The sequence below is a fragment of the Actinospica sp. genome (assembly GCF_035552695.1).
Taxonomy (GTDB): Bacteria; Actinomycetota; Actinomycetes; order Streptomycetales; family Catenulisporaceae; genus Actinospica.
Genome location: NZ_DASZKT010000262.1, coordinates 22,161 through 36,515 on the forward strand (window position 1 = coordinate 22,161; position 14,355 = coordinate 36,515).

Consider the following 14,355-nt stretch of genomic DNA (forward strand, 5'->3'; position numbering starts at 1 on the left):
TTCCACGTCTAGCACTCTGCATGCACCCAAGCGAGTTACTGAACTCAAACGGGCCGATCGGGTGAAGCTGTTACGAGGGAGGGCATCCGGCCGCGCCGCGCCCTCCTCGCCCATTCGGCCCAGCGCTGGAGCACCCGCCGCACGCTCAGCGGCACGAACAATCGGCCGGAGATCCGGGCGATCCGGCGGGCCAGAATTTACGTTGGATGCATGATGTTGGTTCCGTGGTGGGCGCTGGTATCGGCGGGTTGCGCCCCCGTGGCGCTGATCTGCGGATGGGCGCTCGCCGCAACGCTGCAGCCAGCGGGGTACGACGCGATGGTCGATTCCATCAGTGCGCTGGCCGCGCAGGGCGCGGCCGACCCGTGGCTGATGACCGGCTCGCTGTACGTCCTCGGGGTCTGCCACCTCGCGACCGCCATCGGCCTTCGCGCCGCGGCCCTCTCCGGGCGGGTGGTGCTGGCGTGCGGGGGAGTGGCCTCGGTGGTGGTGGCGCTCTCGCCGGAACCGGCCGGCGGTACGTCGCTGCGCCACCTGGTCTCCACCGGAATCGGATTCACGCTCCTCGCGCTCTTTCCGGTCCTGGCCGCGGAACGCGACACCTCCGCGGTCTGGGCACTGCGGCCGACGACCGGGACCGTGGTCACGGTCGTGATGGCGGCAGGCGCCGCGTGGTTCCTGATCGAACTGCACGGTCACAGCGTCGCGGGACTCGCCGAACGGATCCTGACCGCCGTCCAGGCGGCCTGGCCGCTCGTCGTCGTCGTGGCGTGCGTCGCGTCGCTGCGCCGTCGCGAGGTCAGCCCGCTGAGAGCCGCCGGGCGAGAAGACGCCGTTCGGCCTCGGTAGGCGCGAGGGCGAGTGCCGCGCGGAGGCAGTCGGCGGCCTCGGCGTCGCGGCCGCAGCGTCGCAGCAGGTCGGCGCGGGTGGCGTGCAGCAGGTGGTAGCCGTCGAGGCGGCCCGATTCGGCAAGAGCGTCGACCAGCGGCAACGCCGCCTCCGGGCCCTGTGCCATGGCGAGGGCCACGGCGCGGTTCAGCTCGACGATCGGGCTCGGGGCCACCCGCGCGAGCTGCTCGTAGAGGCCGACGATCTGCGGCCAGTCGGTGTCCGCCGTGGACGCGGCGGTGGCGTGGCAGGCCGCGATCGCCGCTTGGATCTGGAACGGCCCGGCCCGGCGGGTGCGCAGCGCACGCTCGAGGATCGCGGTGCCCTCGGTGATCCGCTCCCGGTCCCACCGCGAGCGGTCCTGCTCGGCCAGGGTGGTGATCTCCCCGGCCGCGTCGGCGCGCGAGGGGCTGCGTGCGTCGTGCAGCAGCATCAGCGCGAGCATGCCGTGCGCCTCGGGCTCGTCGGGCATCAGCGCCGCGAGCACGCGGGCGAGCCGGATCGCCTCCAGGCTCAGCCGCGTCTTGTGCCGCTGGTCGCTGTAGCCCTCGTTGAACAGCAGGTAGAGCACGTGCAGCACCGCCGGGAGCCGGTCCGGCAGCAGGTGCGCCGGCGGCACCCGGAACGGGATGACCGCGTGCGCGACCTTCTGCTTCGCGCGGAAGATGCGTTGGCCCATCGTGCGCTCCGGCACCAGGAAGGCGCGCGCGATCTCGGCGGTGCTCAGACCGGCGAGCGTGCGCAGCGTCAACGCCACCTGCGCGTCGAGGTTCAGCGCGGGGTGGCAGCAGGTGAACATGAGCTCGAGTCGTTCGTCCGGGATCTCCCCGTCGCTCGTGTACGGCGGCGGCTGCAGGCTTTCCATCGCGGCCCACTCCCTGAGCTTCGCCGCCTCGGTCGACGCGCGGCGCATCCGGTCGACCGCGCGGTTGCGGGCGGCGGTGGTCAGCCAGGCCAGCGGCTGCCGCGGGACGCCGGTGCCCGGCCAAGTCCGCAGCGCCCGGGCGAACGCGTCCTGCGCGCACTCCTCGGCCAGGTCCCAGTCGCCGCCGGTGAACCGGATCATGGTGGCCACGATCCGGCTCCACCCGTCGGCGTAGATCCCGGCGATGAACTCGCCGACCGATTCCTCGCCCATCGCCCGATCAGTCCTGGTCGTCGACCCAGAACGGCCGCAGCTCCAGCACGCCGCCCCAGGCCATCGGGTGCCGGGACGCGACCTCGATCGCCTCGTCGAGGTCGGCGCACTCGAGGACGTCGAAGCCGGCGATCAGGTCCTTGGTCTCGGCGTACGGGCCATCGGAGAGCAGGACCTCGCGATTGCGCACGCGCACGGTGGTGGCCTCGCTGCCCGGGCGCACGCGGTCGCCCATCAGCCGGATGCCCTTGCCGTCCGTCTCGCTGACCCAGTCCTCGACGTCCGGCGCTCCTTCGGCGGCCCCCGGCTCGAGGTCGGGGTCCACGCACACCAGCATCAGGTACTTCATGATCTGCTCCGTTCGCGGGTATCTCGGGTGGCGCCGTGCGCCTCTTCGTCCCTATGACGAACGGGCGGGCACTTCTACTACAGGCTCGCGCGAAAAATCTTTCCCCAACAGTCCCACGGAGAGCCCGGCGAGCACGACGAGCACGCCGCACCAGACCGGAAGGCTGGGCACCCGTCCCTCGACCGCGACGCCCACGACGGCCGCCGAGATCGGCGCGATGCCGGTGATCAGGCCGCCGAGCCCGGCGCCGAGCGCGACGACGGTCGAGTACCAGAGCAGGAAGGCGACCGCGGTCACCAGCACCGCCAGGTAGCCCATCGCCGCCCAGTCGGCCGCCGTCAGACGGGTCACCGCCCCCGGGCCCTCGGTCGATACGCCGAGCACCGCGAGCATGACCGCCCCGATCCACACCGAGTGCACCGAGACGCCCCACGCCCCGTGCCGCGGCAGCACCGGAACCGCGAGCAGGGTGAACGCGGCCTCGCACACCAGCGCCACCGCCGCCCACGCCACGCCCGCCGCGTCGGTGTGGCCGGTACCCTCGACGAGCGCGCTCCCGGCGGTGACGATCACCGCGGCGATCAGCACTCTGCCACTCGGGGTGCGTCGTTCGAGCAGCGGTCCGGCCACGCCGAGGACCACCGGCACGCAGGCGACCGCGACCGCGATGACCGCGGGCTCGGCGTGCGCGACACCGCGCACGACCGCGACGTTGAACAGCACGAGGCCGAGCGCCGCGATCCCGGAGAGCCAGAGCCACTCCAGGCCGCGCGGTCGGACCAGCTGCACCCGCGCACGCTTGGCCAGCGTGATCAGGATGCCGGCCGCCGCCACGTAGCGGATCGCCTGAGCGGTGAACAGGGGCGCCGAGATCAGCGCGTGCGAGATCCCGACGCTGCTTCCGACCAGGGACATCGCGAAGGCGCCGACCGCGACGCGGCGCACCCGGCCGCGGCCGCGAGCGGCGGTGTGCGTGCTCTGATTCACCGGTGCGGTGACGGTCTCGATAGTTCCCACAAGCCCACTCTCGCTGCACAATGGTCCTGTGCCAAGGTCCAAAGCGGAACCATCTGACAGGTCCAAACCCGGGACCGACTTCTTGCAGCTGGATCTGAGCCAGGCGCCGGACGGCGGACTGATCGGCTATCTGACCGAGCGGTTGCGCGCCGCGATCGCGGACGGCCGGCTTCCGATGGGCAGCCGGGTGCCGCCCGGACGAGTGCTGGCCGAGGAACTGCGCGTCTCGCGCGGCGTGGTCACCGAGGCGTACCGAAGGCTGATCGAGGACGGACAGCTGGCCGGTCGCGGACGTGCCGGGACGTTCGTGGTCGCGGCGCCCATCGCTCCACCAACCGGGGTTCGGCACGCGGAGCCGAGGCCCGCGCATACGGATTTCGCCGTCGCACCCGGGCACGACGTATTCGACCTCTTACGTGCCAGCCCGGCCCGGATCGACCTGACGCCCGGCGTGCCGGACCTGGCCGCGTTCCCGCGCGGCGGCTGGCTGCGCGCGGAGCGGCGGGTTCTCGACGCGCTGGATCCAGCGGACTTCGGGTACGGCGACCCGCGCGGCGCACCCCCGTTCCGCCGCGCCGTGGCCGACTGGCTCGCGCGCAATCGCGGCATCCGTGTCGACGCGGACGACGTGGTGATCGTCACGGGAGTCGCGCAGGCGCTCGACCTGATCACACGTGTGCTGATGGACGACGGGATCGGCGAGATCGCCGTCGAGGATCCCGGTTCGCTCGGCGTGCGCCAGCACCTGGCCAGCCGCCGCCTGCGCACACCGCCGATCCCGGTCGACGCGGCCGGTCTGCGCGTGGACCTGCTGCGCGAAAGCGGCGCCCCGGCCGTCGCGCTCACTCCGGCGCATCAGTTCCCGACCGGTGTGGTGCTCGACGGCGGGCGTCGGCGCGAGTTGGTGAAGTGGGCGGATGAGAACCGCGGGTTCATCCTCGAGGACGACTACGACGCCGAACACCGCTACGACCGGCCTCCGGTTCCCGCCGTCCAAGCGCTGCTGCCCGACCGCGTCTTCTACGCCGGCAGCGTCTCGAAGACCCTCGCCCCCGCGCTACGCGTCGGCTGGCTGATCGCGCCTCCGAGCCACCGAGAGGCCATGGTGGTCGCCAAGCGCTACGCCGACCTCGGCAACGCGGTCCTGCCGCAACTCGTGCTGACCGAGCTGATGGAGTCCGGCGAACTGGAACGGCATCTTCGCACGCTGCGTCGCAGGCACCGCCGTCGCCGCGACGCGATGATCGAAGCGATCCACGCGCACCTGCCGCAGGCACGAATTCACGGCGCCGCGGCTGGCCTGCACCTCACGATCACCTTCGACGCTGACTTCCGCGACACCGACGTCGCCACGCGAGCGCTCGAACACGGCGTCAAAACCCAGCCGTTGTCCTGGCATTACCAGCTGCCGAACGAACCCGGCCTCGTCCTCGGATACGCGGCCTCGCCTCCCGCCGACCTGGCGCGCGGCATCGCCCTCATCCGCGAGGCCGTGCTCACAGTGGAAGGGGCCGGGCCTCGACGAGGCTCTTCATGACCAAGGTGGAGCTCAGCCGCTGGACGCCCGGGAGCGTGGCGAGGTGTTCGTCGTAGAGCTGCTGGTAGGCGGGCAGGTCGCGGGTGACGATGCGCAGCAGGTAGTCCGGGTCACCGAACAGCCGCTGCGCCTGGAGCACGTTGGGAAGCTCGGCGACGCGCTGCTCGAACTCCGCGACAGTCTCCCGGTCCTCATACCGCATGGTCACGAAGACCAGCGCCTCGAAGGCCAGGCCCAGGGCCGCCGCGTCGAGCTGAGCGTGATAGCCGGCGATCGCGCCGGACCGTTCCAGGGCGCGCAGGCGACGGTGGCACGGCGAGACGCTCAGCCGGACGCGCTCGGCGAGTTCGGTCAGCGTCAACCGGCCGTCGCGCTGCAGCTCGGCAAGGATTTTCCGGTCCAGGTCGTCCATGGAGAAGATTCTTCCACTCAGACGCGATCTACGGGGAATGTTGGAAACACCTTCGGGACAGATCGCCCTAGTCTTCCCCTTGTGCCGATAGCTGCTCTCACCGCGTTCTGGGCGGTCTCCCTGCTCCTGGTGCTGGTCCCGGGCGCGGACTGGGCGTACGTGATCGCGTCCGGGCTGCGCGATCGGTCGGTGCTTCCCGCCGTGGGTGGTCTGCTGGCGGGCTACGTGGTCTTGACCGCGGCGGTCGCGAGCGGTGTCGCCGCGCTGATCGCCCGTACGCCCGTCGTGCTGACCGTTCTGACGACGCTCGGCGCGGTCTACCTGCTCTGGCTCGGCGTCACCACGCTGGCTCGACCTGCTGTGCCCGAAGCCGCCGCGGCGCAAGACGGCGGTCCTTGGCCGCGGCGCGCGGCCCGGGGAGCTGGTATCAGCGGCCTGAATCCGAAGGCGCTGCTGCTGTTCCTCGCGCTGCTGCCGCAGTTCGCGGCACGTGGCGCGGCTTGGCCCTTCGCCGCGCAGATCGCGTTGCTTGGCCTGGTGCACACGGCCAACTGCGCCATGGTCTACACGGGTGTCGGCACCGCCGCGAGACGCGTGCTGCGCACCCGCCCGGCCTTCGCCCGAGCGGTGTCCCGCTGCTCAGGTGTCGCGATGATCGCGATCGGCGCGCTCCTGCTCGCGGAGCATCTACTCGCCTGACGCGGAAAGCGATACCGCGGCGGCCGCCGCGACCTTCGTAGCCGCACGCACCCGGACCGCTTCGCGGCGAACGCCGCACTCGTGCGAGACGGCGGCACGGCGGTGTCCGCGACCCTCGTCGCGCCGCCGGAACTCCTCGCCGCCAACCGGATCACCGTCGTCAACTTCATGATGCAGAACAAGCCGGACCTGCTCGCCCGGATCACCGCCGAGGTCGCGGAGCGCCGCATCACAGTCCCCATCCAGCAGACCATCTCGCTGGACGAGGTCCCCGACGCGCTGCGCAGCACCTCGGGCGCCCGCGGCAAGACGAACGTACGGATCTGAGGGAACGGGTCCACGATGTGCGGCACCATTGATCCCGGCCGCGGTTCGTGACGCAACTGAGATGTATCAGGTCATAGTTTCATGGGCTGATTTAAAAACTTCAGGTTCCGGAACCGCAGGGGGTTGATGAGTGGGGCGGCTGGACCTATTTTCACCTCGTTCACGCCGGGCTGTCCGGAAAAGAACAGGTAAAAATCGATCTAGCTTCCCAGGAGTGTGCCGCGATGATGCGCGTTCACCGCACGAAGCTCATGAATACCCTGATACATCCCGCCGCCCGCAGCCGCTCGCGCGTCGCGATGGCCGTGCTGGTGGCGGCGACCACGGGGGCGTTCCTCGTCCCGGCGGGCTCGGCGGGGGCGGGGGCCGGCCCGCTCTACCTCGACTCCTCGGCCTCCGTCCAGTCCCGCGTCTCCGACCTGCTCGGCCGGATGACGCTGCAGGAGATGGCCGGGCAGATGGACCAGCAGCTGGTCGACAATCTGACCGACCCGAACAGCACGACCTGCGGCGGCGGCAGCGGCTTCGGCATGCCGAACACCGCCTGCATGCAGCAGATCCTGGTCAACGACGACGTCGGATCCGTGCTCGCCGGAGGCACCGACAACCCGCCGGACACCACCGGCAAGGGCGGCGCGGGCAACACGGGCTACGACTGGGCCAACGAGTACAACATCATCCAGCAGTACGCGGTCGCGCACTCGCGGCTGCACATCCCGCTCGTCTTCGGCATCGACGCGGTGCACGGCGTCGGGCACCCGTGGCAGGCGCCGCTGTTCCCGCAGTCCATCGGCATGGGCGCGACGTGGGACACGTCCGCCGCGTACGCGGAGGGCCAGACGACCGCGACCGCGCTGAGCGCCACCGGCTGGAACTGGGCGTTCGCGCCGGTCCAGGATCTCGCCAGGGACAACCGCTGGGGCCGGTACTACGAGACCTGGGCCGAGGAGCCCGCGCTCTCGGCCGCCCTCGGCGCCGCCGACGTCAAGGGCATGCAGGCGTCGTCCGGCGCCGGCGCGCTGAACGTCTCCGCGACGGTCAAGCACTTCGCCGGATACTCCGAGTCGATCAACGGGCACGACCGCAACGAGGCGCTGCTGCCGCTGAACTACCTGCAGAGCACGATTCTGCCGTCCTACGCGGGCGCCATCAACGCGGGCGCCGGGGCGGTGATGGTCGACTCCGGCTCGATCAACGGCGTGCCCGCGACCTCCTCGCATTATCTGCTCACTGACATCCTCCGCGGGCAGATGGGCTTCCAGGGCGTCGTCATCAGCGACTACCAGGACGTGATCGCGCTGCAGAGCACGTATCACATCGCCGCCGACCTGCCCTCCGCCGTCGCCGACGCGGTCAACGCGGGCGTCGACATGAGCATGGAGGTCTCCGGTCCCGACCAGTGGCAGAGCGCCGTCGTGCAGGATGTGAAGGACGGCAAGATCTCGCAGGCGCGGATCAACCAGGCCGTGCGGCGCATCCTGACGATGAAGTTCCAGCTCGGCCTGTTCGACCAGGGCTGCGTGCGCGATCCGAACACCCCCTGCGTGAACGCGAACGCCGCCGACGCCGCCGTGACCTCGGGCCGCGACCAGACGTTGCAGGCGGCCGAGGAGTCGATGACGCTGCTACGCAACCAGAACAGCGCGCTGCCGCTCGCGCCGACCGCGCACGTCGTCGTCACCGGCCCGAGCGCCGACTCGATGACCAACCAGCTCGGTGGCTGGAGCGTGAGCTGGCAGGGCGTGTACGGAGCCGGGCACGTGTGCTGCATGGGCCCCGCGAATCAGATTCCACCGGGCACTACCGTGCAGAACGGGATTCTGAGCGCCGACCCGAACGCCACGTACGTGCCTGATCAGGCGACCGCCGTCGCCGACGCGTCCAATACGGACGCGTACGTCGTGGCGGTGGGGGAGAAGGCGTACGCGGAAGGGCTCGGCGACAATCCGGCGCCCGCGCTGCCTGCGGATCAGACCGCGCTGATCTCCGCGCTGGAGAAGACCGGCAAGCCGGTGATCGTCGTCGTGATCGCGGGACGCCCGCTCGGGCTCGGTTCGGCCGAACAGGCGAACGCGATCCTGATGGCCTATCAGGGCAGCACCGAGGCCGGTCAGGCCATCGCGGAGACGATCTTCGGCAAGCTCGATCCGAGCGGGCACCTCTCGGTGAGCTGGCCGTCCGACGCCGCGTCGGTGGGTGGTGACTTCAACGGGAGCGCGCCCTCGCCGCTCGGCGACGAACCGAAGTTCTTCGACCAGCTCAACGGCACAGGCTCCGGAGCGGGGCACGCGTACAACCCGCTCTATCCGTTCGGCTACGGCCTTTCGTACACGAACTTCGCCGTCAGCGGTCTGACGGTGACGCCGAACGTGCACGCGAAGGGCAACGGAGTGGCGACGTTCACGGTCACCAACTCGGGGACCACGGCGGGCACGGACATCGTCCCTGTGTACGTGGCCCAGCCCGTCAGCGCCGTGCTGGTACCGCCGCAGCGGTTGGTCGGCTGGGCGCGGGTGACGCTCGCGGCGGGAGCTTCGAGCACGGTGCACGTCACGTTCCCGGCCTCGGACCTGGCCGTGAGCCAGGGCGACATCAACTCGGCCGCCGCGCCGACCGTTGAGTCCGGGAGCTACATCCTGCAGATCGACAAGGACGACACCACGCCGTACGACGTGGCGGCTTCGGCGAACTTCTCCATCTCCTGAGCCGCGGCGAGCCGTCCCACCCGGGGAACCTCAGGACTCTGAGTGGGACGGCGTCGTCTGGCGGATCTGACGCAGGAACTCGGCGTTGCCGGCGGTGGTCTTCATCCGCTCCAGCAGCAGTTCGGTGGCCTGATTGCCGGGCTGGGCGCTCAGCACGCGGCGAAGGCGCCGTACGGCGTCGAGCTCCTCGGCGGGGATCAGCAGTTCCTCGCGGCGGGTGCCGGAGCCGGCCATGTCGATCGCCGGGAAGACCCGCTTGTCGGAGAGCGCGCGGTCGAGCCGCAGCTCCATGTTTCCGGTGCTCTTCAGCTCCTCGAAGAAGTAGTCGTCGGCGCGCGAGCCGGTGTCGACGAGCGCCGTGGCCAGGATGGTGACCGAGCCGGCGTCCTCGAGCTTGCGGGCGGCGCCGAAAAGTTGCTTGGGTCCGGCGACGGCCGCGGCGTCGACTCCGCCGGACAGGGTGCGCCCGCCGGGCTTGGCGTTGTTGTTGTGCGCGCGGCACAGCCGGGTGAGCGAGTCGAGCAGGATGACGACGTCAGTGCCCTGCTCGGCGAGCCGCTTCGCCCGCTCGACGGCGAGCTCCGCGATCGCGATGTGTTCGTGCGCGGGGCGGTCGAAGGTGGAGGCGATGACCTCGCCGCCGATCGCGCGCTGCATGTCGGTGACCTCCTCGGGCCGCTCGTCGAGCAGTACGACCATGAGGTGGCACTCGGGGTGGTTGCGCTCCACGGCCCGCGCGATGGACTGCAGCAGTTGGGTCTTGCCGGTCTTCGGCGCGGCCACGATCAGGCCGCGCTGGCCCTTGCCGATCGGCGCGAGCAGGTCGATGGCCCTGGTGCCCGGCACGTCCGGGCCGGTCTCCAGGCGCAGCCGCTGCTGCGGGTGGATCGGGACGAGGTCCGCGAACCGCGGCCTCGCGAGTTGCCGTTCGGCCGGCGCGCCGTTGATGAGGTCCACGCGGGTGAGCGGATGGGCCTTGGCCTGTCCGGACTTGCCGGATGCGGCCGGCCGCGGGGCGGCGGCGCCGACGACCAGGTCGCCGGTGCGCAGCTTGTGCTTGCGGATGAGATCCGCGGACAGGTAGTGGTCCTGCGAGCCGGGCAGGTAGCCGCTGACGCGGAGGAACCCGTGCCGGTCCTGTAGGTCGACGAGCCCGCTGACGGTCTGGAGCCGGTCGGTGTGTGTGTTCACTGGGTGTTCAAGAGTGCTAGTCATAGCAATGTCCTTAGATTTGGGTAACATGGCCCGCCGCGGTTCGGACACTTCACGAAGCGCGGGGCGTGATGAAGGAACGCTCCTGCTGCCGGGCAGCACGAGAAAGAATGCGCGGGCAGCTGAGAGCTGTACGGTTCTGACGTTGAGATTTGGGACTACCTTGCCGGAATCAACACGGACTAGATCTGCGTCCCCAACGCTGCAAGGACTATACCATGCGACGGCGCACGACGGCCAATCCGCCGCGCTGAGGCGCCCACGCGACGCCGCGGGAGTGCCAGCGCTCGTCCGGCTCGTCCGTGCTGACCAGCTCGAAGTCGCGCAGCAGGGTGCGCAGCACCACGTCCATCTCCATGGTGGCGAACGCGGCGCCGATGCAGCGCCGAGTGCCGCCGCCGAACGGCACCCACGAGTACGTGTCCGGATTAACGCCCAGGAAGCGATCGGGGTCGAACACCGCGGCGTTCGGGAACACCGAGTCGTCGTCGTGGACCAGGCTGATCGAGACCATGATGCTGTAGCCGCGCGGCAGCACCCACGGCCCCAGCGCGACCGTCTCGCCGCGCACCTTACGGCCGGTCAGATCGATCACCGGACGGGTGCGCTGCACCTCGATGATCGTCGCCTTGCGCAGGTCGGAGCCGTCCTCGTCGACCTCTGCCACCAGGCGGGACAGCACGCGCGGGTGCCGGCGGATCCGTTCGACCGCCCAGGCGAGCGTGGTCGCGGTCGTCTCGTGCCCGGCGGCGAGCAGGGTCAGCAACTGGTCGGCCACGGCACGCGGGGGCAATGCCTCGCCGTCGTCGTAGCGGGCCTGGAGCATCAGGGCCAGGATGTCGTTGCGCTGGTCGAGGTCTGGATCCGCCTGCGCACTGGCGATCAGCCGGTCGACGATCTCGTCGAACTCGCGCCGGTAGATGCGGAACCGGCCCCACGGGCTGAACCGGCCGAGGTCCAGCTCAGGACCGGGCATGATGGTCAGCCGGGAGCCGAGCGTCACCATCGGCGGCAGCAGCTCGCGCAGCGCCTCGAACTCCTCGCCCTGCGCGCCGAACACCGCGCGCAGGATGGCGTTGAGCGTGATCCGCATCATCGATTCGAGGGTCGGGAACGGCTCGCCCTCGGGCCAGCCGGCGGTCTCGCGCCGGGTCTCCTCCTCGATGATCCCCTCGTACGACTGCACCCGGCGGCCGTGGAACGGCGGCAGCAGCAGTTTCCGCTGCCGCTTGTGCGCCTCGCCGTCGAGGTTGAAGAACGACGTCGGCCCGAGGACCCGGCCCAGGTTCGGCTCCATGTTGCCGATCAGCTCGGGGCTCGTCGTGAACAGCTGCTTGACCAGCGCGGGCTCGCTCAGGAAGACGGTCGGGCCCCAGGCCGGCAGCCGCAGCGTGAACGTCGGGCCGTAGCGCCGCCGCATCCGCTGGGTCACCCGCCGCCGGTTGGCCGCGAAGGCGAGGCCGTGCACCCGGGAACCGTGCCGCGGACCGGGCGGGACGTGCGCGGCGGGCTGCTCCGCCCGGGCCGGTGCCTGGTCGGTGGCCAGATCGGTCATGGCCGCTCCTTTGCGGACGGTGCGATCGCACGGGGCTGGTACTGCCAAGTACCAGAAGGACGGTACTGCTAAGTACCGGACAGCACAAGGGCCTCCCGGGCTGGCGGCGGCGAGCCGATCGGATAGCTTGGTCAACGATGACTGCCACAGCCGCCGACACCACCGAGCTCCCGGACGAAGCCGCGACGCCGTTCCGGCAGCGGCTCATCGACGGCCTGGCGGTCTCGATCCGGGAACGCGGGTACCGCGAGACGACGATCGCCGACGTCGTCCGGCACGCCCGCACCTCGCGGCGCACCTTCTACGCCGAGTTCGCGAGCAAGGACGAGTGCTACGTCGCGCTCCTGTACACGACGAACGAGAAGATGCGCCGGCGCATCGAGGCCGCCGTCGACGCGAAGGCGCCGTGGCAGCGCCAGGTGAGTCAGGCGGTCGAGGCGTACATCGGCGCGGTGGCGTCGGATCCGGCGATCATGCTCAGCTGGATCCGGGAGCTGCCGGCCCTGGGCACCGTAGCCCGAACGGTCCAGCGCGAGGCGATCGACGCGATGACCGAGCTGCTGCTGCGGCTGTCCGACACCGAGGAGTTCCGGCGGTCCGGGGCCGGACCGCTGTCCCGTCCGCTGGCCCTGCTGCTGCTCGGCGGCATCAGGGAGCTGACCGCGACCACCGTCGAGGACGGCGGCGACGTCCGGGACCTGACCGAGGTCGCCACCCAGGCGGCGACGGCACTGCTCGCGCCGCGAAACTGAGCGGAACTCAGCCGAACTGAAAGAAACATAGGTCGGAAAGTCGGCGCAGTATCAGCCGGTTCTCAAGGCTCTCTTGGAAACCCGATCTTTACTCGTACTTGAGAGGCCCGAATTCAGGGAGTCTGGAGGACGACGTGAGCGAGCCCCAGGTAGGTCAGCGACCCCGTCGGCATGTGACGGCCGCAATCGTCACCACGATCGCCGTAGTCGGAGCGGCCGCCGCCGGTGTCGGCGTCGGCCACGCCGTATGGGACGGCAATTCTTCGACCGTCTCGACCGCGGCGAACAACAGCACCAACAGCGGCGCGAACAACGGCAACAGCGGTACTTCGTCCAACGCTGCCGGAGTCGCTCAGACGGTGGACGCCGCGCTGGTCGACATCAACAGCACCTTCAGTTATCAGAGCGCGGAGGGCGCAGGCACCGGAATCGTGCTGACGTCCACCGGCGAGATTCTCACCAACAACCACGTGGTCAACGGCGCCACCTCGATCAGCGTGACCGACGTGGGCAACGGCAAGACGTATTCCGCCACCGTCGTCGGCTACGACGACTCGCAGGACATCGCGGTTCTCCAACTCCAGGGAGCGTCGGGGCTGACGACCGCGGACATCGGCAATTCGTCGAGTCTCTCGGTCGGCCAGGCGGTCACGGCCATCGGCAACGCCGGCGGCACGGGCGGCACGCCGACCAGCGCGTCCGGCTCCGTGACGGCCCTGGACCAGTCCATCACGGCCAGCGATTCGCTGGACGGGGTCAACGAGCAGCTCTCCGGCCTCATCGAGGTCAACGCCGACGTGCAGGCCGGAGATTCCGGCGGTTCGCTGGTGAACTCGTCCGGCCAGGTCGTCGGCATCGACACCGCGGGCTCCTCGTCCTATTCGCTCCAACAGCCGAACGGCAACAGCGGCAGCAGTGGCAGTGGCACCGGCAGCGGCGGCGACGGCTTCGCCATACCGATCAACACCGCGATCTCGATCGCCCAGCAGATCGAGGCCGGCCAGTCCTCCTCGACCGTGCACGTCGGCGAGACGGCGTTCCTCGGCGTGATGCTGTCGACCGCGAGCGGCCGCGTGTCCGTGTCCGGCGCTCAGATCGCCGAAGTCGTGTCGGGTGGCGCCGCGGCGCAGGCCGGTCTGACCGCGGGCGACGTCATCACCTCGCTCAACGGCCAGAGCGTCAGCTCGGCGTCCGACCTGAGCACGATCGTCGGCTCGCTCAAGCCCGGGCAGTCGGTGTCCATCGGCTACACGGATACCTCCGGCCAGTCCAACACCGCCACCGTAACCCTCGCCTCGGGGCCGCCTGCCTGACGGTAAGGTGAACGCCGTGGTTGATCACGGGGACACGAGCGCAGGTCGCGGAGCCGACGTCGACATAGCGGTGGTCGGTGCCGGACCGGCCGGAGCCCTCGCCGCGTTCATGGCAGCGCGGCGGGGGCTCCGGGTCGCGCTGATCGATCGCAGCACCTTTCCGCGGGACAAGACCTGCGGCGACGGCATCGGCCCCAACGCCGTGCGGGTGCTGCGTGACTTCGGCCTCGACTCAGTGCTCGAAGGCCGGCCCCGGATCGCATCGGTCACGGTGCTCGGGCCCGCGGGGCGGCTGAGCGAGAACCCCGTTCCGGAGATCCCGGGCAAGCTCACGGACGTGTTCGTCGTGCCGCGCCTGGAGTTCGACGAGCACCTGTTCCGTGCGGCGCTCGCGGCGGGGGCCGAGGACTTCACCGGTATGCGCTACCTCGGGATGTCGGAGTCGGACGGA

13 protein-coding genes and 1 pseudogene are annotated in these 14,355 nt (G+C 70.3%); 8 read left to right on the plus strand and 6 right to left on the minus strand.

All coding sequences use genetic code 11. The annotated features are described in order from the left end of the window. The first annotated feature begins 210 nt into the window (after nucleotides 1-210). Nucleotides 211-849 carry a DUF998 domain-containing protein gene (locus tag VG296_RS29785; RefSeq protein ID WP_325571820.1) on the plus strand — a complete coding sequence of 213 codons (639 nt, stop codon included), beginning with the start codon at nucleotides 211-213 and terminating at the stop codon, nucleotides 847-849. On the opposite strand, the gene VG296_RS29790 is transcribed toward VG296_RS29785, so the two are convergent. Genes VG296_RS29790 through VG296_RS29800 form a run of 3 tightly spaced genes read right to left on the minus strand, consistent with a single transcriptional unit; the run spans nucleotide 800 to nucleotide 3,392 of the window. After that, nucleotides 800-2,026: an RNA polymerase sigma factor gene (locus VG296_RS29790; protein ID WP_325571821.1), complete on the minus strand. Its 1,227-nt coding sequence runs from the start codon at nucleotides 2,024-2,026 to the stop codon at nucleotides 800-802. The two genes, VG296_RS29785 and VG296_RS29790, sit on opposite strands and share 50 nt — an antisense overlap. 7 nt (nucleotides 2,027-2,033) lie before the next feature. Further along, nucleotides 2,034-2,375, minus strand: coding sequence for a YciI family protein (locus tag VG296_RS29795; protein WP_325571822.1), 342 nt, complete (start codon nucleotides 2,373-2,375; stop codon nucleotides 2,034-2,036). A 51-nt stretch (nucleotides 2,376-2,426) separates the two neighbouring features. After that, on the minus strand, nucleotides 2,427-3,392 hold the full coding sequence (locus tag VG296_RS29800; protein ID WP_325571823.1) for a DMT family transporter: 966 nt from the start codon (nucleotides 3,390-3,392) through the stop codon (nucleotides 2,427-2,429). 28 nt (nucleotides 3,393-3,420) lie between these two features. On the opposite strand from VG296_RS29800, the gene VG296_RS29805 reads away from it, so the two are divergent. After that, nucleotides 3,421-4,929 carry a PLP-dependent aminotransferase family protein gene (locus tag VG296_RS29805; RefSeq protein WP_414641153.1) on the plus strand — a complete coding sequence of 503 codons (1,509 nt, stop codon included), beginning with the start codon at nucleotides 3,421-3,423 and terminating at the stop codon, nucleotides 4,927-4,929. On the opposite strand, the gene VG296_RS29810 is transcribed toward VG296_RS29805, so the two are convergent. Beyond that, nucleotides 4,889-5,341, minus strand: coding sequence for an Lrp/AsnC family transcriptional regulator (locus VG296_RS29810; protein WP_325571825.1), 453 nt, complete (start codon nucleotides 5,339-5,341; stop codon nucleotides 4,889-4,891). The two genes, VG296_RS29805 and VG296_RS29810, sit on opposite strands and share 41 nt — an antisense overlap. Before the next feature lie 81 nt (nucleotides 5,342-5,422). Between VG296_RS29810 and VG296_RS29815 the strand changes: the two genes are divergently transcribed. From VG296_RS29815 to VG296_RS29825, 3 genes and pseudogenes are all read left to right on the plus strand, one after another. Next, nucleotides 5,423-6,040 (plus strand): LysE family translocator, encoded by a 618-nt coding sequence (locus VG296_RS29815; protein WP_325571826.1) that lies wholly within the window; start codon nucleotides 5,423-5,425, stop codon nucleotides 6,038-6,040. A 78-nt stretch (nucleotides 6,041-6,118) separates the two neighbouring features. After that, a pseudogene (locus tag VG296_RS29820) lies at nucleotides 6,119-6,367 on the plus strand (NADP-dependent oxidoreductase); the annotation flags it as partial. A gap of 251 nt (nucleotides 6,368-6,618) precedes the next feature. Then, nucleotides 6,619-9,072, plus strand: coding sequence for a glycoside hydrolase family 3 N-terminal domain-containing protein (locus tag VG296_RS29825; protein WP_325571827.1), 2,454 nt, complete (start codon nucleotides 6,619-6,621; stop codon nucleotides 9,070-9,072). 30 nt (nucleotides 9,073-9,102) lie between these two features. Here VG296_RS29825 and rho read toward each other — a convergent pair whose 3' ends face one another. Beyond that, complete coding sequence (gene rho / locus VG296_RS29830) at nucleotides 9,103-10,287, minus strand: transcription termination factor Rho (protein WP_325571828.1); 1,185 nt, start codon at nucleotides 10,285-10,287, stop codon at nucleotides 9,103-9,105. 208 nt (nucleotides 10,288-10,495) lie between these two features. Further along, entirely contained in the window at nucleotides 10,496-11,839 is a 1,344-nt protein-coding gene (locus VG296_RS29835) for a cytochrome P450 (RefSeq protein ID WP_325571829.1), read from the minus strand. Between the two features lie 137 nt (nucleotides 11,840-11,976). On the opposite strand from VG296_RS29835, the gene VG296_RS29840 reads away from it, so the two are divergent. The 3 genes from VG296_RS29840 to VG296_RS29850 all read left to right on the plus strand — a co-directional run. After that, the gene (locus VG296_RS29840; protein ID WP_325571830.1) at nucleotides 11,977-12,591 is read left to right on the plus strand and encodes a TetR/AcrR family transcriptional regulator; all 615 of its coding nucleotides are present in this window, start codon (nucleotides 11,977-11,979) and stop codon (nucleotides 12,589-12,591) included. Nucleotides 12,592-12,764: 173 nt separating this feature from the next. Beyond that, nucleotides 12,765-13,904, plus strand: coding sequence for a S1C family serine protease (locus tag VG296_RS29845; RefSeq protein ID WP_325571831.1), 1,140 nt, complete (start codon nucleotides 12,765-12,767; stop codon nucleotides 13,902-13,904). Between the two features lie 16 nt (nucleotides 13,905-13,920). Next, on the plus strand, nucleotides 13,921-14,355 hold a 435-nt coding region (locus VG296_RS29850; protein ID WP_325571832.1), incomplete at its 3' end, for an NAD(P)/FAD-dependent oxidoreductase.

Excerpts from the sequence above, each read along its gene's own strand:
- VG296_RS29790 (WP_325571821.1), bottom strand. The coding sequence starts at position 2,026 with ATGGGCGAGGAATCGGTCGGCGAGTTCATCGCCGGGATCTACGCCGAC.
- VG296_RS29835 (WP_325571829.1), bottom strand. The coding sequence starts at position 11,839 with ATGACCGATCTGGCCACCGACCAGGCACCGGCCCGGGCGGAGCAGCCC.
- VG296_RS29840 (WP_325571830.1), top strand. The coding sequence starts at position 11,977 with ATGACTGCCACAGCCGCCGACACCACCGAGCTCCCGGACGAAGCCGCG.
- VG296_RS29810 (WP_325571825.1), bottom strand. The coding sequence starts at position 5,341 with ATGGACGACCTGGACCGGAAAATCCTTGCCGAGCTGCAGCGCGACGGC.
- VG296_RS29795 (WP_325571822.1), bottom strand. The coding sequence starts at position 2,375 with ATGAAGTACCTGATGCTGGTGTGCGTGGACCCCGACCTCGAGCCGGGG.
- rho (WP_325571828.1), bottom strand. The coding sequence starts at position 10,287 with ATGACTAGCACTCTTGAACACCCAGTGAACACACACACCGACCGGCTC.
- VG296_RS29825 (WP_325571827.1), top strand. The coding sequence starts at position 6,619 with ATGAATACCCTGATACATCCCGCCGCCCGCAGCCGCTCGCGCGTCGCG.
- VG296_RS29785 (WP_325571820.1), top strand. The coding sequence starts at position 211 with ATGATGTTGGTTCCGTGGTGGGCGCTGGTATCGGCGGGTTGCGCCCCC.